The organism is Acinetobacter johnsonii ANC 3681, assembly GCF_000368805.1.
GTDB lineage: Bacteria > Pseudomonadota > Gammaproteobacteria > Pseudomonadales > Moraxellaceae > Acinetobacter > Acinetobacter johnsonii.
Genome location: NZ_KB849705.1, coordinates 729657 through 752652, shown reverse-complemented (window position 1 = coordinate 752652; position 22996 = coordinate 729657). Strand labels below are relative to the sequence as shown.

At 43.0% G+C, this 22996-nt stretch carries 19 protein-coding genes and 1 pseudogene; 11 read left to right on the top strand and 9 right to left on the bottom strand.

Annotation, left to right across the window (positions count from 1 at the left end):
- Positions 1–42: 42 nt before the first annotated feature.
- The gene (adk, locus tag F946_RS07825) at positions 43–702 is read left to right on the top strand and encodes an adenylate kinase (protein WP_004980915.1); all 660 of its coding nucleotides are present in this window, start codon (positions 43–45) and stop codon (positions 700–702) included.
- Positions 703–784: 82 nt separating this feature from the next.
- Entirely contained in the window at positions 785–982 is a 198-nt protein-coding gene (locus F946_RS07820; protein ID WP_035326621.1) for a hypothetical protein, read from the top strand.
- Positions 983–993: 11 nt separating this feature from the next.
- Here the strand turns inward: F946_RS07820 and nth are convergent, their stop codons facing one another.
- Together nth and F946_RS07810 are read right to left on the bottom strand one after the other, a co-directional pair.
- Entirely contained in the window at positions 994–1704 is a 711-nt protein-coding gene (gene nth / locus F946_RS07815) for an endonuclease III (protein ID WP_004980909.1), read from the bottom strand.
- A gap of 2 nt (positions 1705–1706) precedes the next feature.
- Positions 1707–2501 (bottom strand): RnfABCDGE type electron transport complex subunit B, encoded by a 795-nt coding sequence (locus F946_RS07810; protein ID WP_004980907.1) that lies wholly within the window; start codon positions 2499–2501, stop codon positions 1707–1709.
- Between the two features lie 347 nt (positions 2502–2848).
- Here F946_RS07810 and gdhA point away from each other — a divergent pair, with 347 nt between their 5' ends.
- The gene (gdhA, locus tag F946_RS07805) at positions 2849–4192 is read left to right on the top strand and encodes an NADP-specific glutamate dehydrogenase (protein ID WP_004980905.1); all 1344 of its coding nucleotides are present in this window, start codon (positions 2849–2851) and stop codon (positions 4190–4192) included.
- Positions 4193–4268: 76 nt separating this feature from the next.
- Here gdhA and F946_RS07800 read toward each other — a convergent pair whose 3' ends face one another.
- The 3 genes from F946_RS07800 to rlmH form a co-directional block, all read right to left on the bottom strand.
- Positions 4269–5051, bottom strand: coding sequence for a DUF4377 domain-containing protein (locus F946_RS07800; protein ID WP_004980903.1), 783 nt, complete (start codon positions 5049–5051; stop codon positions 4269–4271).
- 141 nt (positions 5052–5192) lie between these two features.
- Entirely contained in the window at positions 5193–5969 is a 777-nt protein-coding gene (locus tag F946_RS07795) for a dioxygenase family protein (RefSeq protein ID WP_004980901.1), read from the bottom strand.
- Between the two features lie 108 nt (positions 5970–6077).
- Positions 6078–6560 carry a 23S rRNA (pseudouridine(1915)-N(3))-methyltransferase RlmH gene (gene rlmH / locus F946_RS07790; RefSeq protein WP_004980899.1) on the bottom strand — a complete coding sequence of 161 codons (483 nt, stop codon included), beginning with the start codon at positions 6558–6560 and terminating at the stop codon, positions 6078–6080.
- Between the two features lie 146 nt (positions 6561–6706).
- On the opposite strand from rlmH, the gene F946_RS07785 reads away from it, so the two are divergent.
- A complete protein-coding gene (locus tag F946_RS07785; protein ID WP_004980896.1) occupies positions 6707–7648 on the top strand; it encodes a M28 family peptidase in 942 nt (313 codons plus the stop codon).
- A gap of 245 nt (positions 7649–7893) precedes the next feature.
- Here F946_RS07785 and F946_RS07780 read toward each other — a convergent pair whose 3' ends face one another.
- The 4 genes from F946_RS07780 to F946_RS07765 form a co-directional block, all read right to left on the bottom strand.
- Positions 7894–8274: a VOC family protein gene (locus F946_RS07780; RefSeq protein WP_004980894.1), complete on the bottom strand. Its 381-nt coding sequence runs from the start codon at positions 8272–8274 to the stop codon at positions 7894–7896.
- 130 nt (positions 8275–8404) lie between these two features.
- On the bottom strand, positions 8405–10834 hold the full coding sequence (gene lon / locus F946_RS07775) for an endopeptidase La (protein WP_004980890.1): 2430 nt from the start codon (positions 10832–10834) through the stop codon (positions 8405–8407).
- A gap of 148 nt (positions 10835–10982) precedes the next feature.
- Positions 10983–11573 (bottom strand): 5-formyltetrahydrofolate cyclo-ligase, encoded by a 591-nt coding sequence (locus F946_RS07770; RefSeq protein WP_004980887.1) that lies wholly within the window; start codon positions 11571–11573, stop codon positions 10983–10985.
- A 71-nt stretch (positions 11574–11644) separates the two neighbouring features.
- Positions 11645–12040: a MerR family transcriptional regulator gene (locus tag F946_RS07765; protein WP_004980886.1), complete on the bottom strand. Its 396-nt coding sequence runs from the start codon at positions 12038–12040 to the stop codon at positions 11645–11647.
- A gap of 82 nt (positions 12041–12122) precedes the next feature.
- Here F946_RS07765 and F946_RS07760 point away from each other — a divergent pair, with 82 nt between their 5' ends.
- The 7 genes and pseudogenes from F946_RS07760 (at position 12123) to F946_RS07730 (ending at position 22895) form a co-directional block, all read left to right on the top strand.
- A complete protein-coding gene (locus F946_RS07760; protein WP_004980885.1) occupies positions 12123–15086 on the top strand; it encodes a heavy metal translocating P-type ATPase in 2964 nt (987 codons plus the stop codon).
- A 342-nt stretch (positions 15087–15428) separates the two neighbouring features.
- Positions 15429–16340 carry a LysR family transcriptional regulator MumR gene (gene mumR, locus F946_RS07755; protein WP_004980882.1) on the top strand — a complete coding sequence of 304 codons (912 nt, stop codon included), beginning with the start codon at positions 15429–15431 and terminating at the stop codon, positions 16338–16340.
- Positions 16341–16685: 345 nt separating this feature from the next.
- Positions 16686–17940 (top strand): annotated as a pseudogene (locus tag F946_RS07750) (NRAMP family divalent metal transporter).
- Positions 17941–17975: 35 nt separating this feature from the next.
- On the top strand, positions 17976–18758 hold the full coding sequence (locus tag F946_RS07745) for a LamB/YcsF family protein (protein ID WP_004980878.1): 783 nt from the start codon (positions 17976–17978) through the stop codon (positions 18756–18758).
- Positions 18751–19557, top strand: a complete 807-nt coding sequence (locus F946_RS07740) for a putative hydro-lyase (protein WP_004980874.1) — start codon at positions 18751–18753, stop codon at positions 19555–19557. The genes F946_RS07745 and F946_RS07740 overlap by 8 nt, the downstream gene beginning before the upstream one ends.
- A 33-nt stretch (positions 19558–19590) precedes the next feature.
- Positions 19591–21174 carry a 5-oxoprolinase subunit B/C family protein gene (locus F946_RS07735; RefSeq protein WP_004980873.1) on the top strand — a complete coding sequence of 528 codons (1584 nt, stop codon included), beginning with the start codon at positions 19591–19593 and terminating at the stop codon, positions 21172–21174.
- Positions 21174–22895, top strand: coding sequence for an acetyl/propionyl/methylcrotonyl-CoA carboxylase subunit alpha (locus tag F946_RS07730; protein WP_171065405.1), 1722 nt, complete (start codon positions 21174–21176; stop codon positions 22893–22895). The genes F946_RS07735 and F946_RS07730 overlap by 1 nt, the downstream gene beginning before the upstream one ends.
- The last annotated feature ends 101 nt before the right edge of the window (positions 22896–22996 follow it).

The following is a 22996-nucleotide window of genomic DNA, read 5'->3' as shown; positions in this document are numbered from 1 at the left end:
TACAAAGTGTCAAATACATTGTTTAAATGAGGATGTTTTTTTATGCGCATTATCTTACTCGGACCACCTGGAGCAGGTAAAGGTACACAAGCTCAGTTGATCTGTAAGCGCTACAATGTCCCACAAATTTCAACCGGTGATATGCTCCGTGCTGCAATTCGTGAAGGAACTGAACTCGGTCTACAAGCTAAAAGCGTGATGGACAATGGTGGTCTTGTATCTGATGAACTGATCATTGGTTTAGTGAAAGAACGTATTGCGCAACCTGATTGTGTAAATGGCTGTATCTTTGATGGTTTCCCACGTACCATTCCTCAAGCCGAAGCGCTTGAAAATGAAGGCATCAACATTGATCACGTGATTGAAATTGATGTTCCTGACGAAGAAATCGTACAACGTCTTTCTGGTCGCCGTCAGCACCCTGCATCGGGCCGTGTTTATCACATCGTTTACAACCCACCTAAAGTGGAAGGTAAGGATGACGAAACTGGTGAAGAGCTGGTACAACGTCCAGATGACCAAGAAGCAACGATTCGTAAACGTTTAGGTTCATACCACACTGAAACTGAACAGTTGGTTGGTTTCTACCAAGGTCGCGCAGCGTCTGGTGAAAATGCACCAACCTATGACAAGCTGAATGGCTTACGCCCAATTGATGAAGTACAAGCAGATTTGTTTGCGATTCTTGATCAAGACAAATAATTGCATGTTTTAAACATGGCAATGTTTTGACATTGAAAGAGCTCTAAGTCATATTAGGGCTCTTTTTCTTGATCCTCTAAAAATGGAGTCGCGTGTGGCACAATTTGGAATCATTGTTTTAATTATTGTTGCTGCGGCGGTATTGGTGGGTTTGTTTTACATTAGCGTAAAAATGCTACGCGATGTCAGTAAACAAGAAAAAATGTCGAAGAAGCAGCCAGAACGTCAGTTACATCCGAAGTTGCAGCAAGACTTAAAAGATAAATCGAAACTGAAATAAAAAACTGAACTTTAGTGCTCAGTTTCTATCGTCTTTGTGGCAATACGTGCTGCACCAAATTCAAAACGATCTGGCCAGTTACACACATCTGAAACGATGCATTCATGACATTTCGGTTTGCGCGCGATACAGCAGTATCGACCATGTAAGATGAGCCAATGATGTGAGTCGACAATAAATTCTTTCGGAATGACTTTTACCAAACGGTGTTCGACTTCAAGCACATTTTTGCCGACCGCTAATCCTGTACGATTGCCTAAACGAAAAATATGCGTATCGACCGCCATGGTCGGTTGTCCAAAAGCAGTATTTAACACCACATTGGCTGTTTTTCGTCCTACACCGGGCAAAGCTTCTAAATCGGCGCGGTTGTTTGGCACGATGCTGTTATGTTTTTCAATCAGCATCTTACAGGCTTTGATCACATTCTCAGCCTTCGCATTATATAAGCCTATGGTTTTAATATAGGTTTTTAAACCATCGACTCCTAAGGCATAAATAGTCTCAGGTGTATTGGCGACTGGAAAGAGTTTATCTGTAGCTTTGTTGACACTCACATCCGTCGCCTGAGCAGACAAGGTCACAGCCACCAACAGCTCAAAAGGACTCGAATAATTCAATTCAGTTTTGGGATTTGGACGTTGCGCGCGTAAACGTTCAAAAAAGATTTGGATTTGCTTTTTGGTCATGCTTTTTACGGGTTTTCCGCTTGTAGTGAGCATGCTTAAGCTCCCTGTAACTGATGAAGCTGTTGGGTTAAGTCATCTAACAACAGACGTTTTTTCGTATCTTCACGCACGCTGAGCTGCTTTTCTAGTTTTTTGATTTGTACACGTAATTTCGCCAGCTCAATGGTGGCTTTTGCATCGAGCTTTGCTGCCATTTCTGGCTCTTTGTCGAGGATTTGAATATCAGGTACAGCATCGTTCTGTGCTGAAAACTGGGCAAATAACGCCGTATCAATTTCTGCACGAACTACTGGACCTTTACGGTGTAGACGCTGTTTTTCTTCACGCTGAATGTGCGCGTAATAGCGTTGTCTTAAATCATCTTGCTCAGCTTTGCGCAAGATTTCCGTCGGTATACCGCTTACATCTGGAATAAGGTCAATACAGTCAACAGGACAAGGCGGAATACACAGTTCACAGCCTGTACACAGGTCAGTCAAAATACTGTGCATGAGTTTACCCGAGCCAACAATGGCGTCTACAGGACAGGCACTAATACATTTGGTACAACCAATGCATTCATCTTCACGAATGATTGCTTTCATTCTCTGTGGGCGGCCATCGGCTTGAATAGGCCAAACACTTTCCTCTGCAATTAATGCTGGTCGGTTTAGCAACTGAGCCAATGCATCGGCTACAGGCTGCCCGCCAGGTACACATTTATTGGCTACTTCACCTTCGCTGATGGCTTGGGCATAAGGCAGACATCCATCACGATGTCCGCAGAGTCCACATTGGGTTTGGGGAAGGAGAGCATCGATATTTTGGATCAGGGAAATGTGCGAATTCATGCGTAAACCAATCCTGCAGATGAATTTGCAGAGATATTAGAAGAAATAGGTAGATCACTGAATTTTACCATGTTTTTTTTGATTAATCCTGTGTTCTAAAATGGTTCATTAACTGCATCATTTTTGAGCAAAAAAAGATTTTAAGCCTGTGTTTTCATTGGTGTTTTTTTATAACTAATTTCTAGGTATATTTTATATAAATAATTGTTATATAAATGATAAATATGTTTTTTTATAGAAATGTGTTGTGAATTGTTGGTAAAAGATATTTAATTGTTTGCGCCAAAATTTAACATTGTTTATAAAATTTGACCAATTTTGATCCATTTTCTGCTGAGGATTAAGCGTTGAAATATAACAGCCTTAATGAGTTTTTAGATTACGTGAAAACACGTGATGAACATCAACCCGAGTTTCTACAAGCGGTAGAGGAAGTCATGACCAGCCTTTGGCCGTTCATTGAAAAAAATCCTCGTTATGCAGATCACGGTTTGCTCGAGCGTTTGGTTGAGCCAGAGCGTGCGATTCAATTCCGTGTTTCATGGGTGGATGATCAAGGTCAAACCCATGTAAACCGTGCTTTCCGTGTTCAATACAACTCGGCAATTGGTCCATTTAAAGGCGGTATGCGTTTTCACCCATCGGTGAATTTATCGATCCTAAAATTTTTAGGCTTTGAACAAACTTTTAAAAATGCGTTAACGACACTTCCAATGGGTGGAGGTAAAGGCGGTTCAGACTTTGATCCTAAAGGGAAGTCCGAAGGCGAAATTATGCGTTTTTGCCAAGCCCTAATGATTGAGCTATACCGTCACCTAGGTTCAAATACGGATATCCCTGCGGGTGATATTGGCGTGGGTGGCCGTGAAGTGGGTTATATGGCTGGCATGATGAAGAAGCTGAGTAATGACACTTCATCTGTGTTTACGGGTAAGGGTTTAACCTTTGGTGGTTCTTTGGCGCGTCCTGAAGCAACGGGCTACGGCACAGTGTATTTTGCTGAAGAAATGCTGAAAACCCGTGGCGACTGCTTCCAAGGTAAAACAGTCACGATTTCTGGTTCGGGTAACGTAGCACAATATGCTGCTGAAAAAGCAATGTACCTAGGTGCAAAAGTCGTTTCATTGTCTGACTCTGCGGGTACCGTATATGTGAAAGCAGGATTTACCGATGCTTTACTGGCTGAAGTAATGGAACTGAAAAATGTAAAGCGCGGTCGTATTTCTGAGTTTGCGTCTAAGCATGGCTTTGAATACTTAGAAGGTCAGCGTCCATGGTCTATTCCATGTGATATTGCACTGCCATGCGCAACTCAAAATGAGTTAGATCAGGCGGATGCTGAAGTGCTCCTTGCAAATGGAGTAATTTGTGTCGCTGAAGGGGCAAACATGCCTTCTACCTTAGATGCAGTTGAAAAATTCGTTGAAGCGAAAATTTTATACGCACCAGGTAAAGCATCCAACGCGGGTGGTGTTGCGACTTCTGGCTTAGAAATGTCACAAAATGCTTTGCGTTTGGGTTGGACTTTTGAAGAAGTCGATGAGCGCTTACATGCGATCATGAAAGAAATTCACCGTAACTGTGTGAAATACGGTACACAAGCAGATGGTACTGTGAACTATGTCAATGGTGCCAACATTGCAGGCTTTGTAAAAGTTGCAGATGCAATGCTTGCTCAAGGCGTATTCTAAGTTTATATACACTTAGAAAAATCCCAATAAAAAACCGAGGCTTGAGGCCTCGGTTTTTTTCTAGGTCATTGAACGATTACAATGAACCTTTTACCGCTTCACGTTCAATAATCATGTCTTGAACATAAGCATATTTTGATTGGTCAGCCGCAGGGTTGGCAATTTCAAAACGTTTAACACGTACGATTTGACGCTCTTTCGGATTGTGGGTGAAACCATCAATGTGGTTATAGAATAACGTCCAGTCTTTATCGACCTGTGTCTTTACGCCATTTTCAGCATATTTAATTTCACGAACTTGTAGGCATTCCATACGGGCAACTCCTGCAGAACATGTTTTGGTTTCTGGTGAAATTTCTAAGAAAACAGTTTCACCTTGGCTTTGATATTTCGACTCAGCAGTTTGCTTACCAGTGAATACAATTTTTTCACCCTTTGCCGATACCACGGTCAGTGTTGGTGCATCAGGATCATTTAGGTTTAAAACAAACGGTGCTTTACGGTTGTCAAATAAATCTGCTGCGATGCCTTCCTGAACCATGGCTTTTGGTTCACATGCCATTTGAGTCGCCATCAGGTTACCCGTCACAATTTGATTATTCTCAACTTTCCAATTGGTACCCATACCGTTACAACTGGTTGCAATGCCTAAGCGACCTGCTTGTTTGTCAAAGTTTAAAACCAATGGTTTCGGCGCATCTGCGGTGTTCGCACTCCAATGGTAGTTTGCGAGTGTTTGATCTGCATTTTGTTGTTGTAGTACAGACACAGCCAAATCTCCTACTTTTTGAATATCAGATGATTGGCAAGCGGCCAGTGCGAGTGGGAAAAGGGCAATCGCTAAATATTTTAATTTCATGGGTTACAAGTTCTTGATTTAAAATAACAAGATACATGATATTCGATGTTGTTTTTAAAAGAATGGATACATTCAGTTCTTTTGGGTTTCAAAATGTATCCATAAATATTTTTTTGTTAATATATAAGTAAAATTTATACATTAATCAAAACGGTAAATGTCCATGCCCAGTGCACCCATGGTAAAGCTACTATGCACAATATTGAAACGATGCCCTGTACCCATTGCAAAAAATATTGGGGCAAAGTGTTCTAATGTTGGGTGGTTACGACGGACAAAAGGAATCGATTCCCAGTCTAAAATAGCGTCAAAGTCCTGATGGCTAAGTTTCGCGACCACATGATTACGAAACGTCGACGCCCACTCAGGTACCGCTTGTGACTGACCATGCCAAGACAATTCGGCTAAGTTATGGGTAATACTCCCTGAGCCAATCAGCAAGACCTGCTGTTCGCGTAGTGGTGCAAGAGTTTGTCCAATTTTATAAATCTCCTCTGCTGACAGATTCATCGGGAGTGAGATTTCCACCACAGGGATTTCTGCATCTGGATACATATGGAGTAAAGGCATCCAAACGCCATGATCACGCGGACGGGTACTGTTTGCATGAGCTGAAAAACCCGCTTCTGCCAGTAAATGTAGAATTTCTTCGGCTAAAACAGGCTGACCGGGTGCTGGGTAGCGAATATCATAAAGCTCAGCAGGAAAGCCTCGAAAGTCATGCCATGTCTCTGGACGGACTCCAGTACTTACTTCAAGTGAGTTACTTTCCCAGTGAGCAGACATAATCACAATTGCTTGTGGTGTCGGTAAGTTTAGACCCAAACGATGCAACGCAGGCCCAACTTGCTCTGGATTCAACGCAAGCATGGGTGAGCCATGAGAAATGAATAAGCCGGGTAGCGTTTGTAAGTTCATTGTGAAAGCCTAATAAGGGAAGATGAAAAGAATTTTGTCAGATTCTTATCATCTGTGTAATGGGGGAAATATCAACGTATTGTTCCAAAAATGGAACATTGCTTGAGCTTAACCTGCACGATGATAAGGGTGATTATGGTTAATACTCATCGCACGGTAGAGTTGTTCAATCAGCATCACGCGAACCATCGGGTGAGGTAAGGTCAGTTTGGATAAAGACCAATGCCAAGCAGCTGCTTTACGTACTGCTTCAGAGTGACCGTCAGGCCCACCAATAGCAAGCACAATATCATTGCCCTCAAGCATCCATCCTTTCATGGTTTCTGCCAGTTTTTCGGTGCTAAACTCACGACCACCGACTTCTAAAGCAATCAGCACTTCGTTGCCTTTCATCGCATTTAAAATGCTATCACCTTCAATTTGACGGTATTTTAAAATATCTGCTTCTGAATCATTTTTACCGCGCTTTGCCATTGGCAGTTCAATAATCTGCGTTTGCACAAAAGGTTGAATACGTTTGAAATAATCTTCAAAACCAGTCAGTACCCATGCAGGCATTTTTTGACCAATGGTCAGAATACGGATTTTCATAATGGGTCATGTATAAGGAGACGATTCATTATAACGGTGAAAGCAAGGCTTTGCAGTGAGACGAAACAAAATGCAATTGAATTCACTGAACTAATGTTGCTTAATTCAACAGATGAGAGGAATAAGAAATACTTGGAATAATAACAATGTGGCTCAAAACTTTAAAAAAACAGGCTTTTTTGTTGATTGTTGTACTAGGTACTTTCACAGGGCAGGTATTTGCAAGCAACGTCAAAATGGCTGATGAACAAAACCTACAAGTTTATTTGGAGCAAGTGATTGGTCAGGGCAAAGCACGTAACTATAAAAACCTTGAGGAACTGAACCGTGTCTCTGCATGGATCAAAGAACAAATGCGCTTATTGGGCGTTCCGTGTCACTATCAAAACTTTACGGCCAATCAGCAAATCTACCGAAATGTAGTGTGTAGTTTAAACGTCGGACGGGCAGACCGCGTGATTGTTGGGGCGCATTATGACGTCTTTGGCGATCAGGATGGCGCAGATGACAATGCCTCTGGCGTTGCTGGTGTGATTGAAACGGCGCGTATTTTGGCAGAGCAAAAGTCTAAATTGCCCAACAATGTGGACTTTGTGTTCTATAGTTTAGAAGAACCACCGTTTTCTAAAACTGAACAAATGGGCAGCTATGTGCATGCGAAATCGGTTCAGTCACAAAAAGATAAGATTAAAGGCGTGTATATTTTAGAAATGATCGGATTCTTTAGCGAACAACCCATCCAAAGCTATCCTGTGGGCTTAAAGTGGATTTATCCAAGCCATGGTAATTTTATTGCGACAGTGAGTAACGTGAGCTCACGTGACTTAGGCGCAGGTTATTGTGCAGTGATGCAGCAACTTGATCTGTTGGAATGTCAGCGTTTGGTTGCTCCGAGCTTTGCCAATGCTTTTGATTTTTCAGATCATTTGAATTATTGGGAGTTTGATATTCCCGCAGTGATGATTACCGATACGGCATTTTATCGAAATGGTCACTACCATACCAAAGCAGACCGCTTAACGACGTTGAATTTGACCAAAATGGCAAATGTGATCGATGGGCTGGTACAGCATTTATTGAAACCTTAATGTATTTTGAGCCATAAAAAACGCAGTTCCCAAGTAGCGAGAACTGCGATAAAAGGTCATCCGTCTGGAGAATCAGATGACCATGCAATTTCAAATCATCAATAAAAAGAAACATACAGCGCGTATCTGTTCTTATTATTTATATCGGGCTTTTTATCGATTTTTCAAGTCTGATAGATGATAGAGGAAAAGGTTTAATACAAAAATTCAAACCAGCTAAGCGAAAATTTGGAGTTTCATTCGTTTTATGTCATGGAATGTAGGCCAATCATATTTCCTTCGCTATCAAAGGCCAGCACAATAAAACCATATTCACCAATGGCCGTTTTTGCTTCATGAATTTTTCCGCCAGACTCAACAAGCCGGCTCGCTTCATTCGCACAATCATCACATGAAAAATAGATTAAGGTACTGTTTCCTCCTGCGGATAGGCCTGGCATTTTCACCAGTGCACCTGAAGCGCCATAGGCTTGCATGTCTGAGGGGAAAGCCCACATTTGCAGCGAATTATCATCCGCTGGTGGAGTTAATTCAGTTAATTGAATATTAAAAACAGATTCATAAAATTGTTTGGCACGAGATAAGTCATCCACATAAATTTCAAACCAGCCAATCGGGTTTTTCATTTTAGTTGTCCTACATGTATCCCTTGATCAAATTATTGTAGGAAATAAAAGCATAAAGATGTGTGGTGTTATCTACAGTAAATTGTAATAAAAAAGAGAGCCGAAGCTCTCTTTTTTTTAAGATGCAGAATTAGTGGCGTGCAGCTTTTTTGCCTTCGTCGACAGCTTTCACAATTGGTGCTTTGACCAAAGCTTCAGGCATAGAGGTCAACGCCAGTGGTAAAATCTCATCAATCGATTTCACCGCTTTAATCTCTAAACCTTCTTTAACATTGTCAGGGATTTCGGATAAATCACGGACGTTGTCTTGAGGAATGAAGACCAGCTTAATTCCACCACGGTGTGCAGCCAGAAGTTTCTCTTTTAAGCCACCAATGCGCATTGCACGACCACCGAGACTGGTTTCACCTGTCATGGCAATATCCGGACGAATTGGGATGCCTGTGAAAGCAGAAACCAATGCAGTTGTTAACGCTAAACCTGCAGAAGGGCCATCTTTTGGTGTTGCACCTTCTGGTAAGTGGACGTGAACATCGGTTTCTTCGAAACGTGTCGACTCGATACCCAATTCATCTGCACGGGTACGCACGACAGTCATAGCAGCGGTAATCGACTCTTTCATTACATCGCCGAGTGAACCCGTGGTAATGAATTTACCTTTACCTTTGACCGCTGCAACTTCAATGGTCAACAACTCACCACCCACTGAAGTCCACGCTAAACCGTTAACACGACCGACTTGAGCTTCATCTTCCGCCATACCAAAGTCAAACTTATGTGGACCTAAGTAGTCTGGAAGATTGGCCGAAGTCACATCAACTTGCAGGTTTTTCGCCTTCTTGCTAACCGCTTCTTTTACCACTTTACGGGCAATTTTAGAGACTTCGCGTTCTAAGCTACGCACACCAGCTTCACGTGTATAACGTTGCACGATGTCACGAATCGCTTCTTCATGAACAGTCAATTCTTTCGCACGTAGACCATTATTTTTCATTGCTTTCGGAACAAGGTAACGCTCAGCAATATTGACTTTTTCATCTTCGGTATAACCCGGTAGACGAATCACTTCCATACGATCCAGCAAAGCTTCTGGAATATTCATGCTGTTGGCAGTACAGATGAACATCACTTCAGACAGGTCCAGATCAAGATCTAAATAGTGATCGTTAAACTTGCTGTTCTGTGATGGATCGAGTACTTCAAGCAATGCAGAAGCAGGGTCGCCACGGTAGTCTTGTGCCATCTTGTCGATTTCGTCGAGCAAGAACAATGGGTTCTTCACGCCAACTTTCGTTAAAGACTGCACAATTTTACCCGGCATCGCACCGATATAGGTACGACGGTGACCACGGATTTCTGCTTCGTCACGTACGCCACCGAGTGCCATACGTACAAACTCACGACCTGTCGCTTTCGCAACCGATTCACCCAGTGAAGTTTTACCTACACCTGGAGGGCCAACCAAACAAAGGATTGGGCCTTTGAGTTTTTTCACGCGAGATTGAACTGCGAGATATTCCACAATACGATCTTTCACGTCATCTAAGCCGTAATGGTCTGCATCGAGAATTTCTTGCGCTTTGCTTAAGTTAATGCTGACTTTGCTGGCTTTATTCCAAGGCGTATCTAAAATAGCCTCGATATAATTGCGCACCACAGCCGCTTCACTAGACGCAGGTTGCATCGCTTTAAGCTTACGGAATTCGCTTTCAGCTTTTTTGCGCACGTGTTCAGGCAAATCAGCTTCAGCAAGACGTTTTTCAATTTCAGCAACGTCATCTTCCGCGCCGCCATTCATGTCAGAAAGCTCACGCTGAATGACCTTCATCTTTTCATTGAGGAAGTATTCGCGTTGATTTTTCTCCATTTGGCGCTTCACTGAGTCATGTAAAGTTTGCTCAATCTGTTGTTCTTCAGATTGTTGCAATAAATACGTCATCAGTTCTTGTAGATGTGCTTCAAACTCATCGTGTTCGAGGAATTTTTGCTTTACATCAATATTCAGTGGAACACGGGTCGCTACGAAGAATAACAATTGCAGTAAATCGTCAATCTTGTTCGCAGCAGCAATCAGTTCACGTGCATTACGCAGTTTTGCTTCAGCATATTGAGCAAACAGAGCACGTAATTCTTGAACACGTGTTTCTTGCGTTGTTTCGTCAATGTGGACTGACATTGGGCTAAGTGCATGTTCTGCGGTTAGATAATCATTTTCATCAATGATTTTTTCTAGCTTTGAACGATGCAAGCCTTCAATTAATACTTTTATACAGTTTTCATCATTTTCATGATTCACAACTTGCACAATCTTCGCGACAGTACCGTATTGATATAAGTTGTCGTGATCAATTTCTTCTGAAAGAGAATCTTTTTGAGCAACTACAAATACTAGATTGTCACTGTTACGAGCCACATCAACTGCATTGATCGATTTTTCACGACCTACAAATAGCGCGATTTGCATGTGTGGATACACCACCACATCACGTAACGCTAAAAGTGGTAATACACTTGGAACCTGAGGCTCTAAGGTTTCTTGATTCATAATAATTTCAGACATGGGCACTCCTAATGAGTGACAACGGTGTTGCCATGTTTTTTATAGTGATGGGTATTTTAAAAAATACAAGGGCAGGTCAAAATAAATTGTATAAAAAATGACTAAACATGTGATTTTTAAGTATTCTCAACAGTCAAAAATGTCAATTTTAGCGCTTGAAGCGTAAATGTTGTTGAGGGGTCAGCAGTCCATCTAAAGGCTGATCCCATGTTTCTCGATTCAAGCGCTGTGGCACCAACTGGAAGTGATGAGCCAAACCAAGACGAAATGGACGGTGATAGGGCGCACAAGCTAAGGTTTTGTCGTAGAAACCACCGCCCATGCCAATGCGTGTGCCATAAGGATCACAAGCCAATAAGGGCATGAGTAGCAGGTCTAAATGTGAAACGTGCTGACCACGTGTTGCCATGGGCTCTTGCATACCTAGAGGATGGTGTGAAAAGCGTTTATTTTGAAATTGATGACGTGAAACTTTGACCCACGCTAAACGCTGATTCATATTGCAAATCATTGGTAAATACACTGCTTTTTTTTGATGAAAACAATATTCAATGATTTTACGGGTCTGAATTTCCCCAAAAGCATGTAGATAGATCCCGACACGGGTGGCATGTTTAAATTCGGGCACACGTCTTAAACGTTGTAAAATTTGAAGTTCGGACTGCTGCTGTTGATAGGCGGAAACTTGTCTGCGTTGTTTGCGAAGCTGTTTTCTGAGTTGGGCAAGTTCAATCGACATGGTGAACGCAGTCCTGAGAATCGAAAAGGTGTGTGTGAAAATGATCGTCAAATTTCAAAGATGGTATCTGTTTATGGTGCAATCGTTGAACCTTTTTTTAGCTCTTGCAAAATTGGGCAGCAACTGTCGGTGGTGGTTTTACATTCATCCACCCAGCTTGAAAGGCGTTGTTTCAAAGCATTCAGCTCTTGAATCCGTTGATCAATCTTTTCCAGCCGTTGTTGAATCACTTCACGGACTTTTTCACGGTCATCCAACTGCAAATGCAGCAAATCTTGAATTTCACTGAGCTGTAAGCCCGCATCTTTGCCTTTTTGTATAAAGCTTAAAGTTTCAATATCTTGCTGACTATAATAGCGATAGTTTTGTGTGGTTTCAGGAATACGCATCAGACCGATCCGTTGATAATAACGAATGGTTTCCACATTTACCTGACAGTGTTTTGCCAGCTTGCCGATAGTGAGCATAAAATAATCTCCAAAAAGCTTGACTCAGTACCTAGGTACAGACTTTATGCTAACACAATCAAAAAATAAAAGGTGAGTCAGAATGAGTGAGCAACACAAAACGTCTTGCTGTTCCAAACAGAAATTAGCGCCGATGGTGGTGAATATCGATCCTGTCTGTGGGATGACGGTCGCAGAGGACTCTCCTCATGTGTATGAGCATCAATCAGTTCGTTATTTGTTTTGTTGCTCAGGCTGTTTAAAGAAATTTTCGGCCAATCCAGAGGCTTACTTAACATCAGAAAAAGCGCCCAGTGCTTGTTGCAGTCAATCCAAAACAGATATAAGCGATGCTTCATCTCAGGCGAAAGAGGAAAGTGCTGTAGTTACTTCCAAAGGTTGTGGTTGTGGATCAAAACCTGTGTCAGATGCAGAGAAGACCATATTTATTGATCCAGTATGCGGTATGACCGTAACAGATTTAACTAAATCGCATACCGAGTGGCAGGGACAGGACTACTATTTTTGTAGTGAAAAATGTTTGCAAAAGTTTATTGTAACCCCGGAGGCTTATGTAAAAACTGAAGATGCAGCATCGGTGTCTACTTCTACTGCGGGCTGTTGTGGTTCAACTCCGAAAGAGGCAGAGAAAAAAACATCCTGTTGTGCGCCTAAGCCGCAAATAGAACCAGACACTAAAGCCAGTTGCTGTGCATCCAAGCCGAAAGCAGAACCTGCCAAAAGTAGCTGCTGTGGTGGCGGGAAACATCAACATGAACATCATGCTCTATCTGGATCAGCTGAGTTTATTGACCCAGTGTGTGGCATGTCGGTTGATCCGAATACAGAGTTAAAAACTGACTACCAACAACAGACTTATTATTTCTGTAATCCTTCTTGCTTAGATAAGTTTAAGGGTGATCCTGAGTTTTATCTGATTCCACCCGATCAGCGTCCTGTGCCTGAAGGGGCTGCGGATATGGACTATACCTGTCCGATGGACCCTGAAATTGTACAAAAGGGACCGGGGACGTGTCCGATTTGTGGTATGGCACTCGAACTGATGCAACCGACATTAGATGATGCACCGAACCCTGAGTTGGTGGATTTTAGCCATCGTTTTTGGATGACCTTGCCGCTGACGTTGATTGTGTTTGTACTGGCGATGGGTTCACACATTCATAGTTTCATTTCACCACATATTCAGCCGTGGATTGAGTTGGTGTTGGCGACCCCTGTGGTGTTGTGGGCAGGTAAACCGTTTATTGAACGTTGCTGGACTTCGTATAAAACCCGCAACTTAAATATGTGGAGCCTGATTGGTGTCGGGGTATTAGCCGCCTATATTTATAGTGTGGTGGCGACCATCTTCCCAAGTGTGATTCCAATGGAAGCCAAAACTGGGCACGGCGTTGCAGTGTACTTTGAAGCAGCCTGTATGATCGTGTCTTTAAGTTTGCTCGGTCAAATCATGGAACTGAAAGCGCGTGCCAAGACCGCAGACTCACTCAAAGCCTTACTGAAACTGCAAGCCAACACGGCCAAGTTGGTTCAAAACGATCAAGTGGTTGAGGTGGATATTGGCATGGTCAAACAAGGCGATATTTTACAGATTTCCTCAGGTGAGCAGATTCCACTGGATGGTGTGGTGGTTGAGGGCAAGACCTATGTCGATGAAGCCATGATGACAGGCGAACCTGTACCTGTGAAAAAGCAAATGCATGACACCGTGATCGGCGGGACGGTCAATCAACAAGGCAGTATTCGTATTCAAACCACGGCGGTTGGGGCGAATACCACTTTAGCCAAAATGATTCAAACGGTGGCAGAAGCACAGCGTTCAAAAGCGCCGTTGCAACGCCTCGCCGATGTGTTTGCCAAGTATTTTGTGGTTGTGGTGTTACTGATTAGTGTGTTGACGTTTGCCGCTTGGATGATCTTTGGTGGTGCGCAATTTGATCTGGCACTGATGTGTGCGGTGGCGGTACTGATTATTGCCTGCCCATGTGCGCTGGGTTTGGCGACGCCAATGTCAGTGATGGCCACTACAGGGCGCGCGGCACAAAAAGGGGTACTGTTTAAAGATGCAGAGGCGATTGAAGCTCTAAGTAAAGTGAATACCCTGATTGTCGATAAAACAGGGACTCTGACGGAAGGTAAACCGAGTCTTAAAGAAATTCAGTTGCTCAGCCCAAATGTGGAACAAGCACAAGTAGAACAGTGGATTGCCTCGATTGAGCAGTATTCAAGTCACCCGATTGCACAGACTTTGACGCAGTTGGTGCCAGCGCAGCAATTACTTAAAGTGGCAGACTTTGAGGATGTGACTGGCTTTGGCGTCAAAGGGCAGATTGGCGAGCAAACCCTCTATATTGGTAGCCAAAAGCTGCTTGAGCAACTTGGCATCACTTTAGATGATACTTTGCAAAGCCAGTTGAACCAGCAGCGTGCGACTGGGAATGTGATTAGTTTCTTAAGCAATAGCCAAGAAGTACTGGCTTATATTGCTATTCACGATGCGATTAAAGTCAATGCCCAGCAAGTGATTCAGCAGTTGATTGATGATGGTATTGAAGTGGTCATGGCAACAGGTGACCATGAACAAAATGCCCAGTTGGTGGCTCAGGAATTGGGTATTCAACAAGTCTATGGCAACTGTACCCCAACTGAAAAACTGGAGATCGTGAAGAAATATCAGGCTCAAGGTAAAATTGTGGCGATGGCGGGAGATGGCATTAACGATGCACCAGCCTTGGCACAAGCCAATGTCGGGATTGCTATGGGGAACGGAACTGATATTGCTAAACAAACCGCGCAAGTCACCTTAGTTAAAGGCGACATTCGTGGTGCAGCTGATGCCCTGCATATGGCGAAACTGGGTGTTCGTAATATGAAACAGAACCTTGCTTTTTCCTTTGTGTATAACGGTTTGGGTGTACCTGTTGCAGCAGGAATTTTCTATCCATTGACGGGTTTATTACTCACCCCAATGTTCGCAGCGGTGGCGATGTCACTGAGCTCACTGTCCGTGGTTTTAAACGCTTTGCGCTTACAGAAGAGTAAATAAGCACTTTTAGATTTTACAGTCTCTGTTTAAGTTGAGTTTTAAAAAGCATCTTTTAAACAAAGGTGCTTTTTTTATGATGATTCGTGATGGAATGAAGAGTAGTGTGAATAAACATTAAGCCTTTCAAGCGTTTTTTCTTAATTCAACTTGATTTAAAGGGCCTTGATCAGGTTAGACCGAGTACGGTTGGTTAAAAGATGCAAAATGGATGTGTTTGTGAAAGTCATAGAGCTTTAATGAGCGTCCTCTCGTGAGACATTTTGAAATTATATAAAACAGGAACTTAAAAAATAGTGGTAACTGCCGTACTATAAGCGGGATGGAGTAAAGGCAGGATTCAGGGTGAATTTAAAAAATCTAGAAGCATTTTATTGGGTTGTGACTTTAAATAGTTTCAATAAGGCTGCCACAAAATTACAAACGACCCAGCCTGCCGTTTCACAAAAAATCACCTCTCTTGAAAATGATTTAGGTTTTAAAGTCTTCGATCGCAGTTTTCGACAGCTTAAACCTACCCATAAAGGCATGACCCTGTTTAAATATGCTGAAAAGTTTATGCGTTTGGAAACCGATTTGGTGGCTGAGCTGACTGAAAACCAACACCTCACAGGAACGATTCGTTTAGGTGTTTCCGAGACCATCGTTTATACGTGGCTGGTTGAATATATCGAAAAAGTGCAAAAAGAGTTTCCTAAAGTTTCTGTGGAAATTGTGGTGGATTTAACCCCAAATTTGCAAGAAGGTGTGCGTACGGGGGATTTGGACATGGCCTTTTTACTGGGCCCGACTTTGGCTTTCGAGTGTGTAGAGCAGGCGCTGTGCGACTTTGAACTGAGTTTCTTGGCAGCGCCATCTTTTAAAGGTGGTGTGGGTCAAATGTCATTTAAGGCATTGATGTCTCATACTATTTTAACCTACCCGAAAATTACCTATCCCTATAAAGAGCTCAAGGCCAAAATGAAAGAACAGGCACTAGACGAGCCGCTTTCAATTACCAGTTATTCGCTTGCGACCTTATTGCGTCTTGCGGAGCAAGGTTTGGGGATCGCCGTTGTGCCGACCTTAACGGCGCTAAAGGAAATTACCGATGGTCGTTTAGAGATTTTAAATACCCCGATCCAGCTCAAAACCTTTCATTTCACCTCGATTTATATGCAAGGAAATGATGCTGCCTTGAAAGAGAAATTAACCGATGTCGCAGTCACTGTTTCTGAAAGTGCAATGAAAAGACTGCTTGAGAAAATTAAAAAATAATTGAGGCGTACGCAGTTCTTTGACAAGCGATGTTTCTTTATCTCAAAACGTAATTTGTTTGAAAAACTATAAAAGCAGCTTATCGTGCGTGATAAGTAAAATTTATCATTAGACTTTTAATAAATAAAAAATAATAAAATACAGTTATTTAGTTTTAATAATGGATGTAAAAAGTCGTATTGTTCATCGCGCTTGCCTATGTTCTTATTTCAAATAGAAGATTTGATCCGCCATGGCTTTGGTTGGGCAACAGGGAATCTTTGTCAGTGAAAGGGATTTAAGAACAGAATTTGTAAGCAAAATGATGTTCTTGGTTCAACTTGAAAATAGCGTTATTAAGCTCAAATGGACGAGGAACGCATTAAATATGTCTTTATTAAAATCTTCTTTTTTATCAGATCGCCAATGGGCCATTGTTGCTTCAATCTTCATGATGGCAACCTCCGCCATGGGACCTGGTTTTCTAACTCAAACCGCAGTCTTTACTGTGAAATTGGGTGCGGCGTTTGGCTTTGCTATTCTCGTGTCTATTTTGATTGATTATGTGGTTCAGCAAAACATTTGGCGTGTCGTAACGCTGACGCAAATGCGTGCCTCGGATATTGCCAATAAAGCCTTGCCGGGCAGTGGTTACTTACTGGCTTTTCTGGTCATTTTGGGTGGCTTCTTCTTCAGTATTGGTAATATTGCAGGTGCGGCTTTAGGTCTCAATGCCTTATTTGGGTTAGACACCAAATGGGGCGGCATATTAAGTGGTGCTTTAGCCATTTTAATTTTTGCTTCAAGAAAAGCCACGCTGGCCATGGATAAAAGCATGATCGTTTTGGGGTTGCTCAAAATCATCTTGATTATCATTGTTGCCGTCATTGTGATGCCACCTGTGGGCCAAGCTGTTCATCAAACGTTTGCACCCGACCAGATTGATTTTGCCATCATCACCACAATTGTTGGTGGAACGGTCGGCGGTTATATCTGCTATGCAGGCGCCCATCGTTTACTGGATAAAGGCGCGGTTGGCCCTGAAAATATTGATGAAGTCGCAAGAGCTGCAACCAAAGGTATTGTGGTTGTAGGCATCATGCGTTATGTGCTGTTTTTAGCTTTCTTGGGTGTAGTGGTGAGTGGTGCAAGCATTGATTTAGCCAGCCATGATGCCAACCCAGCAGCACAAGCTTTTCAATATGCCGCAGGGACTTTCGGTTATAAATTATTTGGTCTGATTTTCTGGGCAGCAGGCATCAGTAGCACCATTGGTGCCGCTTATACTTCGGTTTCATTCTTTACTGCATTTAAGAAAAACCTCAGTCCAAAACAAACCAATTACACCACCATTACATTTATCTCTTTAGCTTTATTGCTGTATGTCGTACTGGGCGCAACCCCTGCTGGGTTATTGATCTTCGTTGGTGGCTTTAATGGCTTGGTACTGCCAATCGGTTTGACTATTTTTGTTTATGTTGCTGCTTGCCGTAAAGATATGATGGGGAATTATAACTATCCAAAATGGTTACTTATTTTGGGTGTACTCACATGTATGTTGACATGGTGGATGGGCTATATGTCCTTTACCACAGTCTTTAATTATTTAACCAAACTTTAAGCCAGACGACGGTGAAGTGATACAGGAATTAAGCCATGTTTGTAGATTTAAATAGTGACTTAGGTGAAAGTTTTGGTTCGTGGAAAATGGGCAATGATGACCAAATTCTACCCGTGGTGACAAGTGCCAACATTGCATGTGGCTTTCATGCAGGAGATCCGCTGGGGATTTTAAAGACACTGCGTAAAGCTGTTGAATTAAATGTCACGATTGGTGCGCATGTATCTTATCCAGACCTCGTCGGTTTTGGTCGCCGCAATATGGATGTGTCACGTGATGAGCTGATTGCCGATGTGCTGTATCAAATTTCTGCACTAGATGGTTTAGCTAAAGTGGCTGGTTCTCAAGTGCAATATGTGAAACCACATGGTGCACTGTATAACACCATTGCACACGATCAAGCTCAGGCCGCTGCGGTGATTGATGCTATCAAAATGTATAACCCAGAACTGGTTTTGGTGGCACTGGCAGGTTCCCACTTGGTTGAGCAAGCACGTGCAGCGGGCTTAAAGGTTGTATCTGAGGCATTCGCAGATCGTGCTTATAACAGTGATGGCTCATTGGTTTCACGTCGTTTGGACGGGGCTGTTTTACATGATTCAGCCTTTGTGGCACGCCGTGTGGTGTCTATGTTGAAAAATGGCGGCGTTGAGTCGATTGATGGGGTATTTACTGCTATTCAAGCGGACACGATTTGCTTACATGGTGACACCGCGGGTGCTTTAGAGATGTCGGCTGCGATTAAAGCTGAACTGTTAAATCATCATATTGAAATTCGTCCCTTTGTTTTAAAGCATCAGGAAGTAGGCAATGTATAAGGATATCCAAGTCGATTCAGCGCAGCTTGAAGCCGCGTTAGCCGCACGTTTAAAAATCCGTGCAGGCTTTGATAAACCAACGGCGGGTATGGCTGCAGGCATGACGCAGGTCAATATGATTTCGGTGCCTAAAGATTGGGCTTATGATTTTCTACTGTATGCACATCGTAATCCGCAAAGCTGTCCTGTTTTAGACGTGTTAGAAGAAGGTGTTTATGCTACAAGACTGGCAGAAAACTCAGATATACGAACCGACTTTCCACGTTATCGCATCTGGAAAGAGGGTGAAATGGTCGATGAAGTAATGGATGCGAGTGACATTTATCATGCACATCCTGACTTGGTGACATTTCTAATAGGCTGTAGTTTTTCTTTTGAAACTGCATTGCAAGAAGCCGGTATTCAAGTTCGTCATATCCATGATCAGACCAATGTACCGATGTATTTGAGTAATATTCAGTGTCAGCCTGCGGGGCGTATTTCGGGCAACATGGTGGTGTCTATGCGCCCAATTCCATCCCATCAAATCGCGGATGCCGTCAAAATTACAGCACGGATGCCAAGTGTGCATGGTGCGCCTGTACATATTGGACATCCTGAAGGTTTAGGTATTCGTGATGTGAATCAGCCAGACTTTGGCGATGCTTCACGTATTGAGGCTGGGGAAATTCCAGTATTTTGGGCTTGTGGTGTAACCCCACAAGCGGCGGTGATGAACTCAAAAATTCCTTTTGCCATTAGCCATGCACCCGGTCATATGTTCATTACCGACATTCCTGATCGTGCATGGATAGGTTAAGCCGCACCGAAGAACAATTAAAAGGATAGGCATATGCGTTTTTTATCGGTAAACGCGGATTGTTTTCTCATAGAGCTTGCCAGCTTAGAGGAAACATTGGCGTTGTACAATAAATTGCACAAGATGCAATTGAATGGAATTAAAGACTTAGTCCCTGCTGCAAAAACGATTTTGGTTTTTTTTAATGAAATCGAGACTACGTTTAAAACACTGGTTGCTTCGATTCAGACTGTAAAAATCGGTTCAGGCGTTGAGCGTAATGTCCAAGAGTTGATTATTCCTATCTGCTATACGGGCGAAGATCTTGCTCAGATTGCAGAGTTACAAGGGTTTTCAATTGCTGATGTGATTTTGAAGCATCGTCAAAGTGTTTGGAATGTGGCTTTTATCGGCTTTGCACCGGGCTTTGCTTATATGAGCAGTCCCGATCGACCTTTTACAGATATTCCTCGCTTAGTTGTGCCACGTAAAAAAATACCGTCGGGTTCTTTGGGACTGGCAGGACAATATTCAGGGATTTATCCGAAAGACAGTCCGGGGGGCTGGCAGTTGATCGGTACGACTGCTGCAAAAATGTGGGATCTAGAGCGTAAAAATCCAGCGCTACTGTTACCGGGAATGACAGTACATTTTGAAGATGTCACACATCAACCGACCACGGTTAGCGTACCACAGCAAGTCACTCGTACTGTTGAGCCCAAACACTCCATGCCTGTGTTTACGGTAACTGCACCGAGCCTACAGATGCTGATTCAAGATGAAGGGCGTTTTAACCAGACCAAGATAGGGGTTGGTGTTGCAGGGGCGATGGATGTATCGGCGATGCACAGTGCAAATCGAATTGTTGGTAACCCAACTCCGACGCCTGTGATTGAAATTTTAAATGGTGGTTTGAAAGCCAAAATGCATCAGTCCGCAGTCATTTCGGTTACGGGAGCAATTTCAAACCTCCACGTGAAATTTAGTGATGGCCAAAAGGCTGACTTTGAGAGTTATCAAGCGATTGCCCTTGATGAAGGTGATGAATTTCAGATTCAAGCACCGACGGCTGGACTGAGGAATTATCTGGCGGTTCGTGGTGGTATCGACGTGCAGCCTGTGCTGAATAGCGCCTCATTTGATAGTTTGGCCATATTGGGACCAGAACCTCTAAAAATGGGGGATATGGTTTATCAAGGACAGGTTGAAGTTTCAAATATCAGTAATACCGAAATTGCGAAGTTACACTTGCCCAAAGTCGGCGATGTGGTTGAGCTCGACATTGTGATGGGACCGCGAACGGATTGGTTCGAAGCGGAGAGCATTGAGCGCTTATGTCAGCAAGCTTGGCTTGTGACCAATGAAAGCAATCGAGTTGGACTGAGGCTTTCAGGTGAACAACCATTGCAACGCAAAATTACTCATGAGTTGGAAAGTGAAGGCACTTGTATTGGTGCCTTACAGATTCCACCCAGTGGACAGCCTGTATTGTTTATGAATGACCATCCTTTAACTGGTGGCTACCCCGTTATAGCGGCTGTGGCGAAGCACCATTGGGACTTGGTGGCACAGATTCCAGCAGGGTGCCAAATCAAATTTAAAAAAATGACCGAATTTACAGATTTTGAGAATGAATGATGACTACTGAAAAATTATTAATTGCAAACCGTGGTGAAATTGCCGTTCGTATTATTCATGCTTGCCGTGATATGGGTATTAGTTCAGTTGCGTTATATGCCGATGACGATATTGATAGTATGCATGTCGAACTGGCGGATGAAGCATGGGGTTTAGCGGGTGCAACTGCACGTGAAACCTATTTAAATATTCCAGCCATTCTTGAGGTTGCTAAAAAATCCAAAGCGACCATGGTTCATCCGGGTTATGGCTTTTTATCTGAACGTGCTGAATTTGCACAGGCAGTGATTGATGCAGGCTTAAAGTGGGTAGGGCCATCGCCAAGCGCCATTGAAAAATTGGGTGATAAAATTGAAGCACGTAAGATAGCCGCTTCAGTGGGTGCACCTTTAGTTCAAGGAACACAAGACCCCTTAAATAATGCTGATGAAGCCCTCGAGTTTGCAAAGCAGTTTGGTTTACCTATTGCGATTAAAGCCGCGTTTGGTGGTGGTGGTCGCGGTTTAAAAGTCGTTTGGAAACTGGAAGATGTAAAAGAGCTGTATGATTCGGCTGTACGTGAAGCGCAAGCTGCCTTTGGCCGCGGTGAGTGTTTTGTTGAGCAATACTTAGATCAACCACGCCATGTCGAAGCGCAAGTGATTGCAGATCAACATGGCAATGTAGTGGTTTTAGGTACACGCGATTGTTCGCTACAGCGTCGTAATCAGAAGTTGGTTGAAGAAGCCCCAGCACCTTTTATCAGCGATGCAATTTATGAAGAAATTTTAACTTCAGCCAAAAATATCTGTCAGGCAGCTAACTATGTCGGTGCGGGTACCGTTGAATATTTGCTGAGCCGTGATGGAAAGCTTTCATTTTTAGAGGTTAATACCCGCTTGCAGGTGGAACATCCTGTTACGGAAGAAACGGCCAATGTCGATTTGGTAGTTGAGCAAATTCGTGTGGCTCAAGGCCATGAACTTTCAATCAAAGAAACCCCTAAAGCGCAGGGGCATGCCATTGAGTTTCGTATCAATGCTGAAGACCCTGCTCGTGGCTTCATTCCTGCATTTGGTGTATTAAGTTTATTTGAAGCCCCGTTTGGTCAGGGCGTACGCGTAGACACAGGTGTTCGTACAGGCTCTTTGGTGTCGAGTCATTTTGATTCGCTCATGGCAAAACTGATTATCACTGGCCCGACACGTGAGGTTACTATTGCTCGTGCTAAACGTGCGCTGAAGCAATTTAAAATTGAAGGGGTTGCGTCGGTTTTAGACTTTCACCGTGCAGTATTAAATGAAACTGATTTTACCGACACATTTAATGTCCATACTCGTTGGATTGAAAATGATTTTAAACAGGACTTAAAGCCAACGAAACGCAGTATTCCGAATCATCAACAGCCGATGTTACTCAGCTATATTGAAATTGATGGGAAATTACATCGTTTAGGCTTACCTGCGGGTATGTTTGCACAAAATCCTACAATCACTGCTCAAGACCAACCGGTTACAGAAACAACAGTGAGTGCTGAACACTTACTTGCTCCGATCAATGGCGTAATTAGCGCTTGGAAAGTAGAAAACGGGGAGCAGGTCGCAGAGGGGCAAGTGGTTGCGATTATGGAGGCCATGAAAATGGAAGTTCCTGTAGTTGCGCCTCAAAGTGGGGTAATTCAGTTGATAGCTCAGCAGGGAGTGACTTGTCACGCAGAGCATATTATTGGATCGATTTGCTAAAAAATTAAATCATGTGAATGAACCTGATGCAGCATTCAGCTAAGTCAGGTTTTTTGTTTTGAAATTCTTAAAAATTGAGGGCTGGTTAGCTTTGTTTTATG